This window comes from Shimia marina (genome assembly GCF_001458175.1).
Lineage (GTDB): Bacteria > Pseudomonadota > Alphaproteobacteria > Rhodobacterales > Rhodobacteraceae > Shimia > Shimia marina.
This window is the reverse complement of the sequence record NZ_CYPW01000006.1, coordinates 493,987-514,434: the sequence shown is the minus strand read 5'-3', so window position 1 is coordinate 514,434 and position 20,448 is coordinate 493,987. Positions and strand designations below refer to the sequence as shown.

The 20,448-nt window shown below is 57.2% G+C and carries 22 protein-coding genes; 10 read left to right on the top strand and 12 right to left on the bottom strand.

The window, feature by feature from the left end; all coding sequences use genetic code 11:
• Positions 1-17: 17 nt before the first annotated feature.
• Together SHM7688_RS04335 and regB are read right to left on the bottom strand one after the other, a co-directional pair.
• On the bottom strand, positions 18-1,361 hold the full coding sequence (locus SHM7688_RS04335) for a PAS-domain containing protein (protein WP_158500665.1): 1,344 nt from the start codon (positions 1,359-1,361) through the stop codon (positions 18-20).
• Positions 1,362-1,627: 266 nt separating this feature from the next.
• The gene (gene regB / locus SHM7688_RS04330) at positions 1,628-3,013 is read right to left on the bottom strand and encodes a sensor histidine kinase RegB (RefSeq protein ID WP_058238748.1); all 1,386 of its coding nucleotides are present in this window, start codon (positions 3,011-3,013) and stop codon (positions 1,628-1,630) included.
• 83 nt (positions 3,014-3,096) lie between these two features.
• On the opposite strand from regB, the gene SHM7688_RS04325 reads away from it, so the two are divergent.
• Positions 3,097-3,726 (top strand): SCO family protein, encoded by a 630-nt coding sequence (locus SHM7688_RS04325; RefSeq protein WP_058238747.1) that lies wholly within the window; start codon positions 3,097-3,099, stop codon positions 3,724-3,726.
• A gap of 70 nt (positions 3,727-3,796) precedes the next feature.
• Positions 3,797-4,351 carry an ActR/PrrA/RegA family redox response regulator transcription factor gene (locus SHM7688_RS04320; protein WP_058239005.1) on the top strand — a complete coding sequence of 185 codons (555 nt, stop codon included), beginning with the start codon at positions 3,797-3,799 and terminating at the stop codon, positions 4,349-4,351.
• A 121-nt stretch (positions 4,352-4,472) separates the two neighbouring features.
• Here the strand turns inward: SHM7688_RS04320 and SHM7688_RS04315 are convergent, their stop codons facing one another.
• Positions 4,473-5,357 carry a LysR family transcriptional regulator gene (locus tag SHM7688_RS04315; RefSeq protein WP_188128092.1) on the bottom strand — a complete coding sequence of 295 codons (885 nt, stop codon included), beginning with the start codon at positions 5,355-5,357 and terminating at the stop codon, positions 4,473-4,475.
• Between the two features lie 138 nt (positions 5,358-5,495).
• Here SHM7688_RS04315 and SHM7688_RS04310 point away from each other — a divergent pair, with 138 nt between their 5' ends.
• Positions 5,496-6,185: a type 1 glutamine amidotransferase domain-containing protein gene (locus SHM7688_RS04310; protein WP_058238746.1), complete on the top strand. Its 690-nt coding sequence runs from the start codon at positions 5,496-5,498 to the stop codon at positions 6,183-6,185.
• Between the two features lie 70 nt (positions 6,186-6,255).
• On the opposite strand, the gene SHM7688_RS04305 is transcribed toward SHM7688_RS04310, so the two are convergent.
• Positions 6,256-7,302, bottom strand: a complete 1,047-nt coding sequence (locus SHM7688_RS04305; protein ID WP_058238745.1) for a Glu/Leu/Phe/Val family dehydrogenase — start codon at positions 7,300-7,302, stop codon at positions 6,256-6,258.
• A gap of 153 nt (positions 7,303-7,455) precedes the next feature.
• Here SHM7688_RS04305 and SHM7688_RS04300 point away from each other — a divergent pair, with 153 nt between their 5' ends.
• On the top strand, positions 7,456-7,911 hold the full coding sequence (locus SHM7688_RS04300) for an Lrp/AsnC family transcriptional regulator (RefSeq protein WP_058238744.1): 456 nt from the start codon (positions 7,456-7,458) through the stop codon (positions 7,909-7,911).
• A 2-nt stretch (positions 7,912-7,913) separates the two neighbouring features.
• Here SHM7688_RS04300 and SHM7688_RS04295 read toward each other — a convergent pair whose 3' ends face one another.
• Positions 7,914-8,405 (bottom strand): GNAT family N-acetyltransferase, encoded by a 492-nt coding sequence (locus SHM7688_RS04295; RefSeq protein ID WP_058238743.1) that lies wholly within the window; start codon positions 8,403-8,405, stop codon positions 7,914-7,916.
• 28 nt (positions 8,406-8,433) lie between these two features.
• On the bottom strand, positions 8,434-8,997 hold the full coding sequence (locus tag SHM7688_RS04290) for an HD domain-containing protein (protein ID WP_058238742.1): 564 nt from the start codon (positions 8,995-8,997) through the stop codon (positions 8,434-8,436).
• 594 nt (positions 8,998-9,591) lie between these two features.
• On the opposite strand from SHM7688_RS04290, the gene SHM7688_RS04285 reads away from it, so the two are divergent.
• From SHM7688_RS04285 to SHM7688_RS04275, 3 genes are all read left to right on the top strand, one after another.
• Complete coding sequence (locus SHM7688_RS04285) at positions 9,592-9,909, top strand: hypothetical protein (RefSeq protein ID WP_058238741.1); 318 nt, start codon at positions 9,592-9,594, stop codon at positions 9,907-9,909.
• A 69-nt stretch (positions 9,910-9,978) separates the two neighbouring features.
• A complete protein-coding gene (gene ahcY / locus SHM7688_RS04280; RefSeq protein WP_058238740.1) occupies positions 9,979-11,364 on the top strand; it encodes an adenosylhomocysteinase in 1,386 nt (461 codons plus the stop codon).
• Positions 11,365-11,559: 195 nt separating this feature from the next.
• On the top strand, positions 11,560-11,901 hold the full coding sequence (locus SHM7688_RS04275; protein ID WP_058238739.1) for a DUF2853 family protein: 342 nt from the start codon (positions 11,560-11,562) through the stop codon (positions 11,899-11,901).
• Positions 11,902-12,274: 373 nt separating this feature from the next.
• On the opposite strand, the gene SHM7688_RS04270 is transcribed toward SHM7688_RS04275, so the two are convergent.
• Genes SHM7688_RS04270 through tsaD form a run of 5 tightly spaced genes read right to left on the bottom strand, consistent with a single transcriptional unit; the run spans position 12,275 to position 15,468 of the window.
• Positions 12,275-12,670: a DUF1761 domain-containing protein gene (locus SHM7688_RS04270; protein ID WP_058238738.1), complete on the bottom strand. Its 396-nt coding sequence runs from the start codon at positions 12,668-12,670 to the stop codon at positions 12,275-12,277.
• A 52-nt stretch (positions 12,671-12,722) separates the two neighbouring features.
• Positions 12,723-13,142 (bottom strand): EVE domain-containing protein, encoded by a 420-nt coding sequence (locus SHM7688_RS04265; protein ID WP_058238737.1) that lies wholly within the window; start codon positions 13,140-13,142, stop codon positions 12,723-12,725.
• The gene (locus SHM7688_RS04260) at positions 13,142-13,417 is read right to left on the bottom strand and encodes a YciI family protein (protein ID WP_058238736.1); all 276 of its coding nucleotides are present in this window, start codon (positions 13,415-13,417) and stop codon (positions 13,142-13,144) included. The genes SHM7688_RS04265 and SHM7688_RS04260 overlap by 1 nt, the downstream gene beginning before the upstream one ends.
• Positions 13,418-13,420: 3 nt before the next feature.
• Entirely contained in the window at positions 13,421-14,374 is a 954-nt protein-coding gene (locus tag SHM7688_RS04255; protein WP_058238735.1) for an NAD(P)H-dependent glycerol-3-phosphate dehydrogenase, read from the bottom strand.
• Complete coding sequence (gene tsaD, locus SHM7688_RS04250) at positions 14,371-15,468, bottom strand: tRNA (adenosine(37)-N6)-threonylcarbamoyltransferase complex transferase subunit TsaD (RefSeq protein ID WP_058239003.1); 1,098 nt, start codon at positions 15,466-15,468, stop codon at positions 14,371-14,373. Before tsaD ends, SHM7688_RS04255 begins: the two co-directional genes overlap by 4 nt.
• A gap of 81 nt (positions 15,469-15,549) precedes the next feature.
• Here tsaD and SHM7688_RS04245 point away from each other — a divergent pair, with 81 nt between their 5' ends.
• From SHM7688_RS04245 to SHM7688_RS04235, 3 genes are all read left to right on the top strand, one after another.
• Positions 15,550-16,260 carry a uroporphyrinogen-III synthase gene (locus tag SHM7688_RS04245; RefSeq protein WP_058238734.1) on the top strand — a complete coding sequence of 237 codons (711 nt, stop codon included), beginning with the start codon at positions 15,550-15,552 and terminating at the stop codon, positions 16,258-16,260.
• Between the two features lie 75 nt (positions 16,261-16,335).
• Complete coding sequence (locus tag SHM7688_RS04240; RefSeq protein WP_058238733.1) at positions 16,336-17,622, top strand: COG4223 family protein; 1,287 nt, start codon at positions 16,336-16,338, stop codon at positions 17,620-17,622.
• 10 nt (positions 17,623-17,632) lie between these two features.
• The gene (locus tag SHM7688_RS04235; protein WP_058238732.1) at positions 17,633-19,105 is read left to right on the top strand and encodes a heme biosynthesis protein HemY; all 1,473 of its coding nucleotides are present in this window, start codon (positions 17,633-17,635) and stop codon (positions 19,103-19,105) included.
• A 68-nt stretch (positions 19,106-19,173) separates the two neighbouring features.
• On the opposite strand, the gene SHM7688_RS04230 is transcribed toward SHM7688_RS04235, so the two are convergent.
• Complete coding sequence (locus SHM7688_RS04230) at positions 19,174-20,427, bottom strand: NAD(P)/FAD-dependent oxidoreductase (protein WP_058238731.1); 1,254 nt, start codon at positions 20,425-20,427, stop codon at positions 19,174-19,176.
• Positions 20,428-20,448: the final 21 nt, after the last annotated feature.

The window sequence follows — 20,448 nt, the reverse complement described above, 5'->3', positions numbered from 1 at the left end:
AAGCTGGATCGCGCGTATTAAAGGGTCAGGTGGGATGTGTTTTGCATATTCGAGCTGGAAGGCGCCTTGTCAAAAGATACCACGGTCAACCCGCCCGTGATTGGAATGACCTTTACCTTAAGAACGGCGCGCGATTTCAGTGTGATCACAGCTTCCCAGCGTTTTCTGTCAACGGTTGCGAATACATGTTGTGACAGCTCGGACCAGATGGAACTTGGCATGCAGTCCTCCTGCCAATGGCCGATGGCATCATGCAGCGTATAGTCTGCAAAGCTGCTGTCTGGATCTGACTTCCAAAGCTGTCGATAGGCTTGATTACACAGGGTCAATTGGCCGCTGTTGGCAAAGAGCGCCAGAGCGCTTTCGATCGTGTCGATAACATTGTGGCAGTTTTCAATTTCAGTTCTGAATTTGCGGGTGAGTTTGATTTCGGAGGTGATGTCTTCAAATAGGAAAGCCAATGAGCCATCAGGGTGGGGGCGGCCCGTGATGCGATAGGTTGCTCCGGAGGGAAGGGTCCAAGTCTCGCAATACCGCCCTTCTTGGGAAGCTGTGATCACAGTGTTGATCTGAGTACGCCAATTGGTTTGTGAGATCGACGCAGGCATGATGTGACGCTCGCGCAATTGGTCAAAAAACGTGTAAAGGTCGCAGTGATTTGAAAGAAAATCAGCCCCGATGTCGGTCATTTTTGAGAGGGCTGGGTTGAAGAGTATCAGTTGTCGATCGCGATCAAAAATGGCCAGCCCAATGGCCAGATGTGCAAAAGTTTTGGAGAGGACACGCACAAAACTGCGTTGTGCATCCAAGGCAGACACCAGAGCATCTGCCTCTGTGGCGTAGTACATCACATTTGATCCGGCCTGCACCGCAGTCACATCGAACCAGCTGTCTTTGGTTCCGTTTTGATTAGATACGCACAATCGCTTTGGTGGGTCACCCGGAAGCAGATTGGTCACGTCAAACAAGCGGCGCAACTTTGGGGAGTAGCCAAGATGTGCGACGAGATCCTTGTAAGCAGCATTACGCCAGACGGCCATGCCATCGGCATCAGATTTCCAGACTGGATTTGGCGCCTGAAACATGGCTTGCAGGATTGCCGTGCGTCTTGTGGCATCAAGCGTGTCATCCTGCTTGAGCGTCACGCGAGCGACATCGTCCCACTGATCCAGAGTGAGTGTACTGGCATCGCTGGGATCTTGTGATTGCAATATGGTCACATCCCGCGGGTGCAGGCTGCCCTGCGCGCGTGGAAATTCAGGAAAGCGGGCAGAGAGATACTGATTGAGGTCTGACCAGTCAAAAGCAGGTGAAGGGAACTCTGCGCATATTTTTAACGCTGTAGCATTGGCATCGATCAATTCACCCGCACGAAAGAGAAACCGTGCGTGGCCTTGGGTCGCAGACGGTCTTTGTGACGCGTTAGGCATGCGATTAGAAATAAAAAAAACGTGCCAAATGGTTGCAAATGCCAAGCCCGCTAAAACAAATAAAAACAAAAGCTGGGTGAAATAAAACACCATGGAAGACCCCAAATGCGTAATAAACGGTATTAAGTTCTTCAGAATTTCTCAGATCATTATATGGAATAATTTTATTTAATTTGCAATGATATTGCGCTTTTCGGTTAAGTGGTGTGCAACGGGTTCTCGCCAGAGCCGAGCGCCTCGAGGTTGAATTTCGCATCGATTTTCTGTCTTGGCCAGATCACCTCCACGACCGCACCACGTTGTTTGGGGTCACTTAAGTCTTCTCCTAAGTTGTTGACTCCATTTGCAAAGCTGACTTCTGCGCCGGAACGCTCCAAGAGTGTCTTGGCGATGAAGAGACCCAGGCCCATGCCTTCGTAGCCGGGACGACGTTTGCGATCTCTTTCGCTCTTGCGATAGCGCATGAAGGGGTCGCCAATTCGGCCAATGAGATGTGTCGGATATCCAGGGCCGTCGTCCATAATGCGCAGATAGATCGACTCATCTGACCATTCGGTTTCCACCCAGACCGTTGACTTCGAAAAATCTACGGCATTTTGAATAAGATTCCGCAGTCCATGAATTATTTCGGGTCTTCGAAGTATTTCTGGCCCATCGAGTAGGTCAAAATGGTCAAAGATAATGTCTTTGCCGCGGCCAATATGCGGCTCTGCCGCTTCTTCGATCACTGTAGAGAGGGGCGCTTTGCGTAGATGAAGGTCATCTTTGCCTGCGCGGCCCATGGATCGCAGGATGTCTCGGCATCGATCTGCCTGTTGGCGGATCAGGGCGGCATCCTCGCGCAACTCCGGGCGGTCATCGAGCTCTTCCATCAGCTCTGCGCTGGTCAGTTTGATGGTGGCCAGGGGGGTGCCCAACTCATGTGCGGCCGCGGCCACCACACCGCCCAGATCGGTGAGCTTCTGTTCGCGGGCCAAAGCCATCTGCGTGGCGGCAAGCGCTTCGGCCATAGAGGACATTTCGGACACCACCTGGCGTGAGTAGAATGAGGAGAAGAAGATCGCGATGACGATGGCGGCCCAATTGCCGAATAAGAAGACCATTGGCACCTGAAGCAGGTCTAAGCTGCTGGTGCGCAATGGAATATGAAATTCCAGCAGAATGGTCATCAACATCACGGTCAGGCCCGCCAAGGTAACAGCAGAACGGATAGAGAGTGCAGAGGCGGCGATGGTGACAGGCGCAACGACAAGGAAGGAAAACGGATTGTTCAACCCTCCTGTCAAAAACAGAAGTGCGCAGAGTTGCAGCACATCAAACAAGAGCATGAAGCGGTTTTCAGACTCTGTCAGAAGCTTGTTTTCGGGAAACACAAAAACTGCGATGAGGTTGCCAATAACGGACACACCAACAACAAGATAGCAAAGCCCGTATTCCAACTGCAGGTGGAAACCGAACTGCGCGACCAGCAGCGCGACAATTTGCCCGGCAATGGCGATCCAGCGCAGCATGATGAATGTACGCAGGCGAATCCAGTTGCTTCTACGATTTGAGAACATCAGCGCGTCTGACAAATCCGTCATTTTCAGGCCTTTCCGCTTGCACCCTCGCCCTCAGTTGATACGTCTCTGAACGATATCTCGCAATATGACAGATGAGGTCCGACATGGTTCGTATGGTTGCAGCAGTGGCTGCCTTCGTAGCGGTTTTGGCTCTTGCGGCCATGTGGTTTGTGGGACGTGAAACGGGCGGCGGTGATCAGTTTGCGCAATGTCGCACCAGTCAGGTCGCCGGAGGCACCAGCGCTATTGGGGGCGCGTTTGAACTGGTGCATGAGGATGGTCAGACGGTGACGGATAAAGATGTGCTGACGGAGCCATCTTTGATCTATTTTGGATATACTTACTGTCCGGACGTGTGCCCTCTGGATGCGACGCGAAATGCCGAAGCTGTTGAGATCCTTGAAGGAAAAGGGGATCTGGTGACGCCAGTCTTCATCACAATCGACCCTGAGCGTGACACGCCGGAAGTAATGAAGGAATTTACGGACTACCTGCACCCGCGCATGATTGGTCTGTCAGGTTCTGCGGAACAGATCAAAGCGGCCAGTCAGGCCTATCGCACCTACTACAAGAAGCAGGCACCGGAAGATGGGGATGAGGACTATTACCTCGTGGATCATTCCACCTTTACCTACCTCACTTTGCCGGAGCACGGGTTTGTAGAGTACTTCCGTCGTGACATTTCTGCAGAAGATATGGCCCAAAGGGTCGGTTGCTTCGTAGAAAACATGTAAGGGCGGTGATGGTTTGACCCCGATAGGCTGTGCCGCTAATACTTGGAAAATTGGCATGGGACACACGCATATGGTGGACAACGCGCTGCCGGAGATTGGGCCGGATAAATCACTTCTCTTGGTTGATGATGATGAGCCGTTTCTGAGACAGCTTGCAAAAGCTATGGAAAAACGGGGCTTTGAGGTTGAAACCGCGAGTTCTGTTGTCGCCGGTCAAGCCATTGCCACAGCCCGCCCACCTGCCTATGCGGTTGTCGATCTGCGTCTGGGGGATGGCAACGGTCTGGATGTTGTCGAAGTGCTCCGCGAGAAGCGGGCAGACAGCCGAGTGGTGGTTCTGACTGGGTATGGTGCAATTGCCACTGCGGTGGCTGCGGTGAAGATCGGGGCGACAGATTATCTGAGCAAACCGGCAGATGCGACGGATGTGATGAACGCGCTTCTGAGCTCAGGAGATGAACTCCCGCCGCCACCTGAAAACCCGATGAGCGCCGATCGTGTGCGCTGGGAACATATTCAACGTGTCTATGAACTCTGTGATCGCAATGTCAGCGAAACGGCGCGTCGGTTGAACATGCACCGGCGGACGTTGCAGCGCATTCTGGCGAAGCGTTCGCCGCGTTAAGCTCTGCCGAAAACGGTCAAAACGGCGTGTCTGTATCCCGTCGGTATTGCGGCTGTTTCGCGGAGGTGCCGTTTTTCGCCCGTTTGCATTAACCTTTTGCGCAACAGCCCTATGAGGGCTGTCATCTTTGTGTTGCAAAAACCGTGAGCAGATGGTCAATCGCGGCGCGGACGTGGCGGGGCATCAGGTGGCGGTCGGCATAGACAATCCAATGAGAGCGGCTGTGATCTTCGTAGGGGTGCAGGATAAGCTCGGCCTCGCCGGCATCAATCAACCCCTGCAAATTTCCAATGGGTGAGTAGGCAATGCCGAAACCGCGCCGGACCGCTTCTTGCAGCATAGGGATGTCATTTGTGCGCAGGCGTCCGGAAACTTTGACCGGCAGGGTGGCTTTGGTGTCGGGATCCTGAAACAGCCAGGTGTCATTGCTGGTGACCAGACAGGAGTGCTGTCTCAGATCCTGTGGCGTTTTTGGGGTGCCATGGCGCTTCAGATATGCGGGAGATGCGGCGCAGGCGAGGCGGTGGTTCACCAGTTTGCGGGCGATTAGGCTGCTGCTGGTGAGCACGCCGTAGCGCAGAGCAAAATCATAGCCGTCTGCCACCAGATCCACGTTGCGATTGTTGAAATCCATATCCAGTGTGATCCGGGGATGCTGTTCAACAAAGTCCAGTAGAACGGGAGCGACCTCGCGTTCGGCAAAAGGGCCGGCGGCAGAGATCCGAAGGGGTCCGGACAGTTCGGCTATGTCACCACGAAGGGTTTGGTTGGCCTCCTGCAACGCCGATAGAACATGTTCGATTTGAGACAGGTATTCGCGGCCCTGTTCTGTGACACGCACGGTGCGGGTTGTGCGCGCAAGAAGTTTCACGCCAAGCCGCTCTTCCAGAGCCTGCACGCGTCGCGACACATGCGAGGTGGAGACTTTCATGCGCTGTGCCGCTGTGGTGAAGCTACCGGTCTGCGCCACCATGGTAAATTCTTCTATGCCATCCCAATCGGACAAGGCTGTTTTCCCGATTATTGTTGTCTGTGTGCAAAGATGTCTTTCTGATTATATGACTTGAGGCAGAAGAGCAATGATCCCTAGATGCAGTTCAGATGAGGCAACAGGGGTTGTCTCCGAAAGTGACAGGAACATCCAATGACCAAGAAAATTCTTGTGGCGCTGACCTCGCATGACCAATTGGGCGACACCGGAGAGAAGACCGGTTTCTGGCTGGAAGAGCTGGCGGCGCCGTATTTTGTATTTGTGGACGCAGGATGTGAGGTCACGCTGGCTTCGCCAAAAGGTGGATTGCCGCCGCTGGATCCAAAGAGCAATGTGCCGGATTTCCAGACAGAGCACACACATCGGTTTGAGGCGGATGCTGCTGCAAATGCCGCGCTGAACACCACTGCGAAACTGTCAGATGTGGACGCGGGTGACTTTGATGCGATTTTCTATCCCGGCGGTCATGGCCCGATGTGGGATTTGGTGGAGGATGCCCATTCCATCAAGTTGATTGAAGATTTCTTTGCCGCGGGCAAGCCTGTGGGATCGGTGTGCCATGGGCCCATTGTCTTGGTGAACGCAAAGGATGCGGCGGGCGAATTTATTGTGAAAGGCCGTAAGGTGACCGGGTTTACAAACTCCGAAGAGGAGGCTGTGGGTCTGACCAATGTGGTGCCACAGCTGTTGGAGGACACCCTGATTGCGCGCGGAGGTCTGTATGAAAAGGGAGAAGATTGGCTGTCGTTTGTGCAGAAAGACGGCAATCTGCTGACCGGTCAGAACCCCAACTCCTCCACCGCAGTGGCGGAGCTTGTGATTGACGCGCTCTCAATTACCTAAGTGACTGAGAAAAAATCGTGTTTCACGTGAAACAACGCGCCGGAGGGGAGTGGCTCCGGCGCGATTTTGTTCAGGCAGCGCGGTCTGTCAGCATCTCATCTACAATGGATACCGCCACTTCGGCCGGGCTGCAGTCAAGGGAGGCGGCACGCTCAAAAATCCGCTCCAGAGTGAGCTCAACAGCGGCGAGTTTTTCGTCCACGTAAGCGGCGCGGTCAGCGATGCCCAGCACTTCGGTGGCGACGTTGATGATGCCACCGGCGTTTGCGACAAAATCGGGAGCATAGAGAATACCACGGGCGTGCAGGCGGGCACCGTCTTCCGGGGTGGCCAGTTGGTTGTTGGCCCCGCCACAGATGGCAGCGACCCGAAGTTTTGCGATACTGTCTTGGTTGAGGATGGCGCCAATGGCACAGGGCGCGAAGATGTCCGCTTCTACGGTAAGGATTTCATTGGGGCCCGCGATGGTGGCGCCGTATTTTTTAGCCAGTTTGGCGACACGTTTGGGCTCGATGTCGGCAATGATCAGTTTGGCACCAGCGTTATGCAGAAGATCGCATAGATAGGTGCCGACATGGCCGAGCCCTTGCACGGCGACCTTGCGCCCTTTCAGATCCGCAGATCCAAAGCGGTGCTGCGCCGTGATTTTGAGGGATTGGAAGATGCCGCGCGCGGTGATTGGAGATGGGTCTCCGCTGGCGTGTGGCCCATTGGGTAGACCGGCGACAAATTTGGTTTCGGTGGCCAGCAAAGCCATGTCGTCCGGGCTCATGCCCATGTCTTCTGCTGTCCAGTATGTGCCCTCAAGCGTGTTGATGGCGCGCGCGAAGGTCAGCAGCTGGGCAGACGTCTTCTGAGTTGCGTCCCCCATGATCACAGCTTTGCCACCGCCAAGCGGCAGGCCCGCGGCGGCGTTTTTATAGGTCATGCCTTCAGACAGGCGCAGTGCGTCTGTCAGAGCCGCGTCTTCTGACGTGTAGCGGCGCATGCGCAGACCGCCCGCAGCAGGCCCAAGTTTGGTGGAATGCACCGCGATAAAGCCCGTTAGGCCGATGGTGTCGTCGCAAACGCGCAATACGGTTTCGTGACTGCTGATCGGCAAGCGGGAGATTTGCATGGCTCTTCCTATGGTCTCTTCTTAGAATCGCTGAGTGAAGTGGCGCAGAAAATGGCACATCACAAAGAGAGGTTTTCCCCAAATACCCCTACCCAAATGGGTTATTTTTAGAGATAAACTCCTAAATAGGGTTAATTTTTGGAGAAAATCTTTATGGATGCCATTGATCTTAAGATTGTGCGTGCGCTGCAGCTTGATGGGCGCATGAAGATTGGCGACCTTGCTGAGAAAGTTGGCCTCTCGCCAACGCCCTGTGCACGGCGGCTTGAGCGGCTGCAAAATGATGGCGTGATCACGGGGTATGGCGCTCGCGTGGATCCGCGCAAAATTGGGCTGCCTGTGACGATTTTTGTGAATGTTGAGCTGGAACAGCAATCCGCAGAATCCGTGCGCGATTTTGAGCGGGCCGTGCGGGCCTTTGAGGAGGTGATGGAATGTTACCTGATGACGGGGTCGCGAGATTTTCTGCTGCGTGTCGTGGCGGCGGATCTGGAGGCTTTTGATGCGTTTCTGGAACACCGCCTGATGCGGGTCAAAGGGGTGCGCAACATTGGATCGCATTTTGCTCTGCGCGCGCTGGTGCGGCGCGATGTGTTGCCCGCGATGTGAGCCTAGAGATCGTAGCGTTTTAGAATTTTGGACACTTCTGTGCCGTCCTCCAGCTGAATGCCGTCTTTGCGACCATAGGTTTCAAAACTGCGGCTTTGATAATAGGCCAGACCTCCGGCGTTATCTGCGCGGATTTCAGCGTTGATCCAACTGTACCCCATGGTGCGGGCGGCGGCTTTGGTGGCATCAAAAAGTTTGGAGCCGATGCCAAGCCCGGTGCGCCCGGTCTTTACAAATGTGCCGATTTCACAGGCCTCCGCTTGCAGGCCCGCGAAGGGGCCAATCCATTGGAAGCCGAGGACATCTCCCGCGTGATTCATGGCAACATGCCAGATCGCACGATCGGGATCGGCCATCAGCCAATCTGCCAATGCCTCCCGCGACAGGGGCGTGGTCAGAGCGGTGGTGCCGCCGATTTCAATGATGTCATTGAGCAGATCAGCGGTTTGGCGCAGGTCTGCGGACGTGCCTTGTTGAACGATGACATGAGACATTAAGGGGCACCTGACCTTGGGGTGGCATTCAGAGGCTTGAAAGAAGCGTGATGTGACGTGTGGTGAAGTCTTTGCGCACCTCAACCGGTGGACGCAGATGGATGGAGAGACCGTCGATGATTTTGGGGTCGGGGGTTCCAAAGAGTTTGTTGGCCTCGCTCACGGAGAAGCCAGCGATCTGTGTGGCCTCCATCCAGGCGGAGATCTTATCGGCTTTTTTGATCTGAGATTTCAGACGCTTTGGGGTTTCTGCGGGGAGGCCAAAGCGGATGTGAATGGCCGCAGTGAGCCGGTCGTCGAGCTTGCCGTAATCGGGACCGACAGCGGCTTTGACCGGTGAAATCATATCGCCGATGACATATTCCGGCGCGTCATGCAGCAGCGCGGTGAGCCGGGTTTTGGGGGTGGCGGATTTAAACATGCGCCCGTAGATTTCTTCGACCAGGAGAGAGTGTTCCGCCACAGAATAAGGGAAATCACCCTTGGTTTGCCCATTCCAGCGGGCGACAAAGGCGAGACCGTGGGCGATGTCTTCGATTTCGATGTCCACCGGGGTCGGGTCCAGCAGGTCGAGCCTGCGCCCGGACAGCATACGTTGCCAAGCTCTTGTCACGCGAAAGCCTTTCACTACTTCTCAGTGGTAGCTACTGCATTGAAACGGTGGGGAGCAATGACTTTGCGTGATGCACCGTGGCATGCGGCGCAAGGGAGGCGGCAAAAAGTGCCGATAGCGGGCTTAGCTGGCGGCAACACCAGAGGACATCATCACGTTCACAAGAACGATCAGCGTGGCCAGAAGCAAGACGGTTGGGACAAGAAGAGCTGATTTAAACATGCCCCTTAGTGACGGAAAATTCATAACCAAAAACCTAACAATTAAAGGTTTCTTATAGGTTGGTTTCCAAAGACCTAACAGTCAGGGGAGCCTGACTAAAAATTAGGCAATTGCGCTTGACCTGTGGGCGAGGCCACAAAAGCGCCACAATCACCGTGCAGCCTGAAGCGGTGCCGGGATCACGTGCTGCCACAATTCAACGTGATCTGCTGTGTTTTGTAAAAGCGCGCCGGGGCACCGACATGTTTAGCGAGGGGGGCACGTAATCACGGCTTCCTCCCGCGTGTCCTCCTCTCCAACCTCAACGGCTTGACTTTATCTGGTTGAGCCAGCGCGAGAAAGGAGAGCGCTATGTTTAAGAGACTTGTAGGAACTGCGTTGTTGTTTGGCATGGCTGCGGCCGCGCCGCCTGCATTTGCCAATGCATGTGGGCCACGAGAGATGGTGGTCGACCGGCTTGAAAATCACTATTCAGAAGCGCGCAGTGCCGCTGGATTGCAGGGTGGCGGGGGCAAGAAAATGGCCATTCTGGAGGTCTTTTCCTCTGATACCACAGGCACGTTCACGGTGATCCTGACCAATGCGGAGGGGATGTCTTGTATCCTTGCGGCGGGCACGGATTGGTTTCAGCACGCGCCAGACCTGCGTCCGGCAGGTATTGATGGGTAGTAACGTTGTAGAAACCCTGTGTGAGTGTTATCTGGTCGCCAAGGAAACCCTGCATAGGAGCTGGGCGCCATGGCGACCGATTACACTGTAAAAGATATTTCTCTGGCCGATTTTGGCCGCAAGGAACTGGATATTGCCGAAACCGAAATGCCGGGCCTGATGGCGCTGCGTGAGGAATACGGCGAAGCGAAGCCACTGAGCGGTGCGCGCATCGTTGGCTCGCTGCACATGACCATTCAGACCGCTGTTCTGATTGAAACGCTGGTGGCTCTGGGCGCGGATGTGCGCTGGGCAAGCTGCAACATTTTCTCCACTCAGGATCACGCGGCGGCGGCGATTGCCAAAGCGGGTATTCCGGTGTTTGCGATCAAAGGCCAGAGCCTTGAGGAGCACTGGGACTATCTGGACAAATCGTTCCTGTTTGAAGACGGGCCCAACATGATCCTCGATGATGGCGGCGACGCGACGCTCTACGTGCTGCTGGGCGCAAAGGCGGAAGCGGGCGAAGACCTCGGCGTGCCAACCTCTGAAGAAGAGGAAGTGATCCACAAGCAGATCGCCAAGCGCATGGCACAAAGCCCCGGCTGGTTCACCAAGACCCGTGACGCGATCCAAGGTGTGTCGGAAGAGACCACCACCGGTGTGCACCGTCTCTATGATCTGGTGAAACGTGGCGAGCTGCCGTTCCCGGCGATCAACGTGAATGACTCCGTCACCAAATCCAAATTCGACAACAAATACGGCTGTAAAGAGAGCCTTGTGGACGGCATCCGCCGCGCCACCGACACGATGATGGCCGGTAAAGTGGCTGTCGTTTGTGGCTATGGTGACGTGGGCAAAGGCTCGGCTGCGTCGCTGCGCGGCGCAGGTGCGCGCGTGAAGGTGACTGAGGTGGATCCGATCTGTGCGCTGCAGGCGGCGATGGACGGCTTTGAAGTGACCACGCTGGAAGATGAGATGGCCACCGCGGATATCTTCATCACCACCACCGGCAACAAAGACGTGATCCGCATCGAGCATATGCGCGCGATGAAGGACATGGCGATTGTTGGCAACATTGGCCACTTCGACAATGAAATTCAGGTGGCAAGCCTGAAGAACCATAAGTGGACCAACATCAAAGAGCAGGTGGACATGATCGAGATGCCATCTGGCAGCCGCCTGATCCTGCTGTCTGAGGGGCGTCTGCTGAACCTTGGCAACGCCACTGGTCACCCGTCGTTTGTGATGTCTGCCTCTTTCACCAATCAGGTGCTGGCGCAGATTGAGCTGTTCACCAAAGGCGAGCAGTACAACAACGAAGTCTACATCCTGCCTAAGCATCTGGATGAGAAAGTGGCGGCGCTGCATCTCGCGAAAGTGGGCGCGAAGCTTTCCAAGCTGAGTAAAGAGCAGGCGGATTACATCGGTGTGGGTACCGAAGGCCCGTTCAAGCCAGAGCATTACCGCTACTAAGCCGGTATGTGAGATTATGAGAGCGGCGTCCCAAACTGGGGCGCCGTTTTTATTCGTGTGAAGGCCTTGGGCGCTGTGCGGGGAAAGCGGGGGTGGTTTTCCCTTTGTGCTATGTGCTGCCATGGCTAATTTATGCGCCATACTGGGGTCTGATCCACAGATCAGATGCTTTCATCACCACTCTGGGAGAAAAACATGGGAAAACGGGACGCGCTGATCGCGAAATATGCGGAAGATCTGAAAAACAAATGCGGTATTGAGCCGGATATGGATCTGTTGACCAAAGTGACCATTGGCTGTGGTCCGGCGATCTACAATGATGATGCGTCAACTGTGGCGAGTTCCCAGCCGGAAGAGCTTGAGACGGTCAAAAACAACTTTCTGATCAAGAAGTTGGGCTTGAGCGACGGGCCGGAGCTGATGAGCGCGATTGATGCTGTGATTGAGACCTATGGCAAATCGGAGCGCAACAAATACCGGGCCGTGGTATATTATATGCTGACCAAACACTTCGGTAAAGAAGCGCAGTATCTCTGAAATATTTCGGGATGAGAGTGCGCGCCTGAGGCCTTTCGGCCTTGGGCGTTTTTTCATTTCTTGACAGAGTGCAGAGGGTTCGAGTCAGATTGTAGATACTTGATATTTGCAAGATCGGCTGCGGCTCGGTTAGAAATAATATGTCAGGCTAGGATGGCCGGACCCTAAGAATCAAGGACGCGTGTGGTGGTATGGGATACACGCGGGGTGCATAGGGGGTCTGGCTGGAGCGGAGACAGGCCCCCTATGTTAAATTAGAAATCCCTTCCGAATATGGATCACGGAGATGTATTTCTATAGATCCTAGACGTAAGCGCGCCAATGTAAGCGCGCGTTTTGTGCTTTTAAGGCGTTTCGCGGGAGATGCCAGTTCTCAGAACAGCATGTGCACGGCACCCATGGCCGTGCAGCCCAATGTGGCATAGCCCCCATCAATCACCATGAGCGCGCGCGGACGGCTGGCGAAGCTGTAATTGGTGATGATCCAGGGGGTGGCCAGAAAAAGCCCAATCCCCAAGCCTGCGATGAGCCCTTCGCCAATGTTGTCAAAGCCGGAAAGCGCAAAGACATGGCGCATCATGCCGGAGACGATCAGGGCACAGACAAAAGCCCCGATATAGAGCATTGGATTGTTGGCGTTGGCGGGTTTGCCATCCTCTGTTGTGGGCACGCCGGAGGCCGCCATCCAGGGTTTGGCAAGTGTCATGTACCAGATGGAGCCCAGCACATATGAGGCCAGAGCCGCGGCAAAGACTGCTAGAAATTCCATGAAGTGTTCTCCCCTCCGCTAAAATGACGCAGGGGAAATTATGCCTGAATTTTCAGATTTGAGAACCGCTGAGTTCGAGAATGATCTGCCATTCTTCCGCGGTGACTGGTTGCACCGAGAGGCGGGCGCTTTTGACCAGAACCATCTCGCTGAGCCGAGGATCGGCTTTGATCATTTCCAGCGACACCGGGCGTTTGAGTGGGGCGACGGCTTTGATATCCACACAGTCCCAGCGATCATCCTCTGTGGTGCTGTCGGGGTGGGCTGCGGCGCAGACCTCCACAACACCCACCACGGATTTCTCTTTCTGAGAATGGTAGAAAAAGCCGCGGTCTCCCACGGCCATGTCCCGCATGAAGTTGCGCGCCTGATAGTTGCGCACGCCGTCCCATTCCTCCCCGGCTTCGCCCTTTGCAACCTGCTGGTCCCAGCTCCAGGTGGAGGGTTCGGATTTGAACAGCCAATAGCGCATCAGCCCAGAACCTTGTTCCAAGCCTGAAGCGTGACGCTCTCAAACAGACCGGCGGCTTTGTAGGGGTCATTTGCGGCCCAGGCCTCCGCTTCGGCCATATCTGCGACGTTGAGAATGATCAGGGAGCCGCACATCTCTCCGGCGTCATCCAGAAAGGGGCCCGCCATCATGATGGTGTCGCCGGAACCTTTCAGATAGGCAACATGGGCGTCACGGTTGGCTTTGCGCACATCCAGCGCGCCGGGTTTGTCTTTGGCCATCAGGGCGATCAGCATCGGTCATTCCTCCTTGGGGGGTCTTGCTAGCAACATTTCCATGGCGTCGCGGATTTGCAAGCCCCCATCGAGGATTGCGACCACGGCTGCGGTGATAGGCATGTCGATATTCATCACTTTTGCGCGGGCATGGGCGGCGCGGGCGGTTGCCGCTCCTTCAACAGTCACCGATGGGTCAAAGTCTTCTCCCCGCCCCAGAGACAGGCCAAAGCGATAGTTGCGCGATTGGTCAGATGAACATGTCAGGGTCAGGTCGCCAAAACCGGACAATCCGGCAAGCGTGTCTGGCTGGGCGCCAAGTGCTTGCGCCATACGCTGCATTTCGGCGTAGCCGCGTGTCATCAGTGCGGCGCGGGCGCTGTCGCCGAGACCGGCACCAATGGCGATGCCACAGGCGATGGCAATCACGTTTTTGAGCGCCCCGCCCAGCTCGGCCCCCACTGTATCTGTGGTGCGGTAGATGCGTAAATTAGGGGATAGCAGTCTCTGTTGCAGGGCTTTTCCGGTATGTTCTTCAGGCGTGGCCAAGGTCAGCGCGGTGGGCAGGCCACGGGCGATGTCGGCGGCAAAACTGGGGCCGGTGAGAATGGCCGGTGTCGCCTTTGGCAACACATCGCGGATCACTGCCACAGGGCCAAGTTGTGTGCCAAGTTCGACCCCCTTGCAACAGGCGATCAGGGTGCGGCCTGACAGCTCTGGATGGGATTGCAGCAGGCCGCGCAGTTTTTGCATCGGCACGGCCAGCAGGATCACATCGGAAAGAGAAGCGGTGAAATCAGCTGTAACAGAGACTGTTTTGGGCAGTGTTACCCCCGGCAGGCGGGGGTTTTCACGCTGGCTCTGCATGTCTTGGGCGGCCTGCGCATCCCGGGCCCAAAGCGTGACCCGATCACCGCCACGGGCAAAAGCCACGGCGAGTGCTGTGCCAAAGGCGCCAGCGCCGAGAACGGAAATCATGCTTTGGCTCCTTTTTTGCCAGAGCCAAGCAGGGCAGGGGCAGTTTGATCCAGCGGCCAACGTGGGCGCGCGGCAAGCGACATATCATCGATCTGTCCGGCGACGTATTTCTCTAACCCGGCATAGGCAATCATGGCGGCATTGTCGGTGCAGAGCGCCAAAGGGGGTGCCGTAAAGGTCACATTGTTTTGAGCACAAACAGTCTCTAACGCGGCACGAATGGCGGTATTTGCCGCCACGCCTCCGGCTACGGCAAGCAGGGGCTCTGAGGGGGCGTCCGCCAGATAGAGTGCCAGTGCGCGGCGGGTTTTTTCGGCCAGAACATCCACAACAGCGGCTTGAAATCCGGCGCAGAGATCGGCGCGATCCTGAAGGGTCAGGCCGCCCTGTTCGGCGATCAGAGCATCGCGTTGACGCAAGAGTGCGGTTTTGAGGCCGGAGAAGGACATGTCACATCCCGGACGATCCAGAAGCGGCCGGGGGAAGCGGAAACGTTTGGGATCCCCTTTGGTCGCTTCGGCCTGCACGGCGGGGCCTCCGGGCTGTGGCAGACCCAGCAGGCGGGCGGTTTTGTCAAAGGCTTCGCCGGGGGCATCGTCAATTGTGCCGCCCAGTCGGGTGAATTTTTCGGCGCTATGGGCGATGAGAAACTGACAATGTCCGCCCGACACCAGAAGCATCAGATAAGGAAAGGCCACCTGATCTGTGAGGCGCGGGGTCAGGGCGTGACCGGCCAGATGGTTCACGCCAATCACCGGCACACCGAGGCTGGCAGAGAGGCCTTTGGCACACATCACGCCGGAAATCACACCGCCGATCAGACCCGGCCCGGAGGTGACGGCGATGGCATCAACCTCTTTGAGGGTCACACCGGAGGTCACGAGCGCTTCCTCGATGCTGAGGTCAATCTTTTCGGCATGGGCGCGGGCGGCGATCTCTGGCACCACGCCGCCATAGGGCGCATGCAGATCAGTTTGGCCATAGACCACAGAGGCGAGGATCTCGGCGGGGCCTTCCACAGGTTGGCGCAGAATTGCGGCGGCGGTGTCGTCACAGCTGCTTTCGATGCCGAGAATGGTGAGGGGTCTGTCCATGTGCCACATGTCCTTGCCGTTGCGCCGGGGTTCTGTGGCAGGTAACACCAGAAGGCGGTTCAAACAATCCCGGCGGGCCTGATGGTGGATGAGACCCCTTTGATTTTGCTGACGCGGCCACGGGCCGATGCGGAGGGGTTTGCCGCCAATCTGAGGAAACAGGGTGTCATGGCGCGCATTGTGGTCTCTCCGATTGTGGAGATTGTGCCGATGCCCAATCAAAGCGCGCTTATGGCGGAGGTCAGCGGGGCCAGCGGCGTGATCTTTACATCCCGCAACGCGGTGGCGGCGGCACCAGAGGGCGTGGGGCAGTTTGCGTGGTGTGTTGGCTCAGCGACGGCGGAGGCCGCGCGTGCCAAAGGCTGGTCTGCGGTGGCGGCAAAGGGGGATGCGGATCAGTTGGTTGCGCGAATTCTGGCCGATGCGCCCAAAGGTCCGCTGATACATCTCTGCGGTGCGGTGACACGGGGCGCGGTGGCACAGCGCCTGAATGCTGCGGGGCTGAACACGCGGGAAATTGTGGTCTATCGACAAGAGGCGCGCGGGCTTTCGGAACCTGCTTTGCAGATATTGTCGCAAAAAACCCCTTTAATAGTGCCGCTTTTCTCTCCCAGAGCTGCTGCCCTCTTTGGGGCGCAAGGCCCGTTTGACGCGCCGCTTACTGTGGTTACCATGAGTGAGGCTGTGAAAGAGGCTTTGGGGGAATTGCCCTGTGATCAGGTGATTTTGGCGGCGCAGAAGGATGCAGAGAGTATGACAAATGCCATCACGGGACTGTTAGACGCAGGGTGACGCATTGAGACAAAAGAGATGCTCGCCTAGATTGGTGCTGCATTTGCAAAAAAAACGGATTCGAAAGGGTGACCTGTGGGGACCACGGATAAGTCGGACAAGCCAAGCGAAGATCTCAAGGATCAGCCTGATGTTCAGGCAGCGGAGCTGACAGAGGAGGCCGATCAGGTCGAAGACGCCGAGATTTTAGAAGACATCGCGGCGGAGGCGGAGGATCCAGACCTTGAGGGGGCGGAGCCCACTGCAGAGGACCCGTTGGAAATCGCGGAACCTGCGGAAGATGCGCTGTCCGTTGAGACGGATGAGACGCCGGAGGACGCAACAGATGTGCCGGAGAACGCTCCAGAGCCAGAAGTTGAGGCTGAGATTGCGCCGGAGCCAGAGGTATCTGCGCCAAGCACGGAGGCGCCACCCGTGACGCCCGCACCGCGCAAAGGTGGCTTTGTCCCGCTTGTGCTTGGTGGTGTGGTGGCTGCGGCCATTGGATTTGGCGGGGCTGTCTATTTTGGCGATCAGCTTGGCCTTGGGGCCGATACCAAAGCAGCCATGGCCGAGATGTCTGAGACCTTGAAGGCGCTTGAGGCGGCCCAAGCCGCGCAGGTGGAGGCCGCTGAGACAGCCCGCAGCGAAGGGGCGCAGCAAGGCGCAGCTTTGACGGGGCTTGGGGCAGAGATCAGTGCCATGTCAGAGGCAGTGGCCGCGCTGGAGGCCCGGCTGACCGCGATTGAGACACGTCCGCTGGATGAAGGGGCCAGTGCCGCGGCGCTGGCGGCCTATGGGCGCGAAGTGGCCGCACTTAGGGAGCTTGTGGCAGAGCAGGCAGACACGGCTGCGGCGCTGAAGGAGAAGGCGGATCACTCTGCACAGGCGGCTTTGGCGCGCACAGCGGTGACGCGTATTGTGGCCGCGCTGGACAGCGGCGCGCCGTATCGCGCGGCGATTGTGGATCTGACCTCTGTGACGGGTGGCAGTGTTGCCCCCATTCTGGACAGTCACGCGGATGAGGGCATTGTGACGCTTGCGGCTCTGATTGAGAGCTATCCGGATGCGGCACGGGCCGCCTTGGCGCAGGCGCGGGCTGATAAGGTTGATGCGGGCAGCGGCAATAAGCTGGGCAATTTCCTGAAAACGCAATTTGGCGCGCGCTCTGTGGAAGCGCGGGAAGGCAGTGACACGGATGCGATCCTCAGCCGCGCGGAAGCGGCGCTGAAAGCGGGGGATCTGGACGCGGCACTTGCTGAATTGGACACGCTGGCCGAGGGGCCAAAATCTGTGATGTCAGAATGGGCCGCGCAAGCGCAGACCCGTCGCGATGTCGCGCAAGCCGCCGAAGATCTGGCGCAAACCCTGAACAACAACTGAGGGTCGTTTTATGCTCTGGTCCCTGATCAAAATTATTGCGTTTATCGCCATTGTCGCCGGGCTGACATATGGCTCGATTTATCTCCTTGAGACCGAAGGTGGTGTCATGGTCACTGTGGCGGGTGTGGAATACAGCCTTGGCCCGTTTCAGACCGCGCTGGCGCTGATTGCGCTGGTGACGGCAGTCTGGTTTGGCATCCTGCTGTTTGGCTTTCTGGTGGCTGTGCTCAAATTCCTCAACGGCGATGAGACGGCGATCAGCCGGTATTTTGACCGCAACCGCGAAAAACGGGGCTATCAGGCGCTGTCTGACAGTGTGATGGCGCTGGCCTCTGGTGAGGGGCGCGCGGCCATGGAGAAGGCGCGGATTGCCGAGAAGAAGCTGGGCAAGCCGGAGCTGACCAATCTGATTGTGGCGCAGGCTGCGGAGATGAGCGGCGACAGCAAGAAGGCCGAAGAGACCTACAAAAAGCTGCTCAAGGATGAGAGCACGCGCTTTGTGGGTGTGCGGGGGCTGATGAAGCAGAAGCTGGTGGCCGGCCAGACGGATGTGGCGCTGAAGCTGGCTGAGACGGCCTTTGCCCTCAAGCCGCGCCATGAAGAGGTGCAGGACACGCTGCTGCGGTTGCAGACGGAGAGCAAGGACTGGAAAGGCGCGCGTGGGACACTCAATGCGAAGCTGCGCCACGGCACCTTGCCACGCGATGTGCACCGGCGCCGGGATGCGGTGCTGGCTCTGTCTGAGGCCAAGGATGTGATTGCCGAAGGGGCCACAGTGGAGATGCGCGAGCAGGCCATTGAAGCCAACCGCCTGTCTCCGGATTTGATCCCGGCGGCGGTGATTGCCGCCAAAGGCTATATCGACAAGGGCAAGCCGCGTAATGCGACCCGCCTGATCAAAAAGGCCTGGGATGCGCAGCCGCATCCGGATCTGGCGGCGGCCTTTGCGGAGATCGCGCCAGAGGAAACCCCAGAGGCGCGCATCAAACGGTTCAAAGCGTTGGTTAAAAACACGCCGGAGCATTCTGAAACCAAGATGCTGATGGCGGAGCTTTACATTGCGGCAGAGGACTTCCCGGAGGCCCGTCGGGCGCTGGGCGGTCTGCATGAGAGTGACCCGACGCAGCGTGCGTTGACGATCATGGCGGCGATTGAGCGCGGTGAAGGTGCCAATGACGCGGTGGTCAAAGGCTTCCTTGCCAAGGCGCTGAGCGCGCCGCGTGGGCCGCAATGGGTGTGCAGCAACTGTAATGCGATCTATGCGGAATGGACGCCGGTCTGTGACAATTGCGGCGGCTTTGACACGTTGGTCTGGACCACGCCACCGGAGAGTGAGGCGCTGAACGTGACCAGCGCAGCCATGTTGCCGCTGATCATTGGGGCACTGGAAGACCACTCCGAAGAGGAGGTGCCGGAAGCGGCGGATGTTGTGGAGGGGGACGCCAGCGAGGCCCCTGAAAGCGCAGAGGCCAAACCCGTCTGAGGCGCGGCCTCCTAAGACCCAGAAAATTAAGCGGCTCTGACTTTGGTCAGGGCCGTTTTTCTTTGGGCCTAAGCTTGGGAAAACCGCATTGGATCAAAGGGAGAGAGATCTGTGTTGGGGCTGCGTCCTGTGATCAGATCCGCCACCAGACGCCCGGTTTTGGCCCCGCCGGTAAGGCCGATATGTTGATGGCCGAAGGCGGCAAACACGCCACTTTGACCAATCTCTCCGACCATGGGCAGGCTGTCTGGCAGCGTGGGGCGGAAGCCGAGCCATTCGCTTTCGCTTTCGGCTGTGAGCGTGGGGAAGACCTCGGCCACCTTGCGGCGCAGCAAGGCCAGAGGGGCCTTGGATTTTTTCTCTGACAGATCGGCAAATTCTACAATGCCGGCACAGCGCAGGCCCTGATCCATCGGGGTGGCCACAAATTTGGCGGCATTGATCATGACGGGATGGTTGGTGCGCGCAGAGGGGTTTTTGAAGGTGATGTGATAGCCGCGTTCAGCCTCCAAGGGCACAGTCAGGCCCAGTTTGCGCATCAGAGGCTTGGACCAGATGCCCGAGGACAGCACAGCGTGATCACACGCAAATTGTGCGGTCTTGGTTTTCACCACAGACACATGGCCGCCGGACAGATCGAAATCTCGCACCTCATCCTGCACAAAGGTGCCGCCCATCTCCGTGAAAGTTTCAACCAATGCCTGCACATAGGAGGCCGGATTGAGGATAAACCCGTGGTTCTTGAGCACCGCGAGAAGCTGTGTTTGGGCGTTTAGGATCGGTTCAATTTCCTGAACGGCAGGGCCTTCGACGATGTCGGGCACAAAGCCAGCTTCGGCGCGCAAGCCCCAGCCGTAGCTGTCTGCCTCAAAAGCGGCGCGGTCTTTGTAGGCAAAGAGATAGTCCGTTTCGACGATGAACCGCGCGGCGGCGGTGTTATGGGCAAGTGACTTGTGTTGGTCCACGCTGTCGCCGATGAGATCCGCCAAGGCGCGACTGACCCGACGGGCGTCTTTGTCATTGGCGTGGCCGAGAAATTTCACAAACCAAGGCAGCAGGCGTGGCAGGTGCTGTGGTTTCAGAAACAGAGGGAAATTCGGATCCATCAGATAGCCGGGTGCTTTGCGCGCGAGGCCGGGTGTGGCATTGGGCACGATGGCCGCGCTTGCCAGCAGGCAGGCGTTGCCAAAAGAGGCCGCCATGCCGGGTTTGTCCCGATCAATCAGGGTGACGGCACAGCCCGCGCGCTGTAGCCACAAAGCGGTGGCCGCCCCATTGATGCCTGCGCCGACCACGACGACGGTTTTCTGTGTCTGTGACATGCACCCGCTCCCCTTGTTTGA

Excerpts from the sequence above, each read along its gene's own strand:
- ahcY (WP_058238740.1), top strand. The coding sequence starts at position 9,979 with ATGGCGACCGATTACACTGTAAAAGATATTTCTCTGGCCGATTTTGGC.
- SHM7688_RS04230 (WP_058238731.1), bottom strand. The coding sequence starts at position 20,427 with ATGTCACAGACACAGAAAACCGTCGTCGTGGTCGGCGCAGGCATCAAT.
- SHM7688_RS04270 (WP_058238738.1), bottom strand. The coding sequence starts at position 12,670 with ATGGAATTTCTAGCAGTCTTTGCCGCGGCTCTGGCCTCATATGTGCTG.
- tsaD (WP_058239003.1), bottom strand. The coding sequence starts at position 15,468 with ATGGACAGACCCCTCACCATTCTCGGCATCGAAAGCAGCTGTGACGAC.
- SHM7688_RS04235 (WP_058238732.1), top strand. The coding sequence starts at position 17,633 with ATGCTCTGGTCCCTGATCAAAATTATTGCGTTTATCGCCATTGTCGCC.
- SHM7688_RS04305 (WP_058238745.1), bottom strand. The coding sequence starts at position 7,302 with ATGCAAATCTCCCGCTTGCCGATCAGCAGTCACGAAACCGTATTGCGC.
- SHM7688_RS04295 (WP_058238743.1), bottom strand. The coding sequence starts at position 8,405 with ATGTCTCATGTCATCGTTCAACAAGGCACGTCCGCAGACCTGCGCCAA.
- SHM7688_RS04320 (WP_058239005.1), top strand. The coding sequence starts at position 3,797 with ATGGTGGACAACGCGCTGCCGGAGATTGGGCCGGATAAATCACTTCTC.
- SHM7688_RS04300 (WP_058238744.1), top strand. The coding sequence starts at position 7,456 with ATGGATGCCATTGATCTTAAGATTGTGCGTGCGCTGCAGCTTGATGGG.
- SHM7688_RS04260 (WP_058238736.1), bottom strand. The coding sequence starts at position 13,417 with ATGCTGATCGCCCTGATGGCCAAAGACAAACCCGGCGCGCTGGATGTG.
- SHM7688_RS04265 (WP_058238737.1), bottom strand. The coding sequence starts at position 13,142 with ATGCGCTATTGGCTGTTCAAATCCGAACCCTCCACCTGGAGCTGGGAC.
- SHM7688_RS04310 (WP_058238746.1), top strand. The coding sequence starts at position 5,496 with ATGACCAAGAAAATTCTTGTGGCGCTGACCTCGCATGACCAATTGGGC.
- SHM7688_RS04325 (WP_058238747.1), top strand. The coding sequence starts at position 3,097 with ATGGTTCGTATGGTTGCAGCAGTGGCTGCCTTCGTAGCGGTTTTGGCT.
- SHM7688_RS04290 (WP_058238742.1), bottom strand. The coding sequence starts at position 8,997 with ATGCTGTCCGGGCGCAGGCTCGACCTGCTGGACCCGACCCCGGTGGAC.
- SHM7688_RS04245 (WP_058238734.1), top strand. The coding sequence starts at position 15,550 with ATGGTGGATGAGACCCCTTTGATTTTGCTGACGCGGCCACGGGCCGAT.
- SHM7688_RS04275 (WP_058238739.1), top strand. The coding sequence starts at position 11,560 with ATGGGAAAACGGGACGCGCTGATCGCGAAATATGCGGAAGATCTGAAA.
- regB (WP_058238748.1), bottom strand. The coding sequence starts at position 3,013 with ATGACGGATTTGTCAGACGCGCTGATGTTCTCAAATCGTAGAAGCAAC.
- SHM7688_RS04255 (WP_058238735.1), bottom strand. The coding sequence starts at position 14,374 with ATGATTTCCGTTCTCGGCGCTGGCGCCTTTGGCACAGCACTCGCCGTG.
- SHM7688_RS04285 (WP_058238741.1), top strand. The coding sequence starts at position 9,592 with ATGTTTAAGAGACTTGTAGGAACTGCGTTGTTGTTTGGCATGGCTGCG.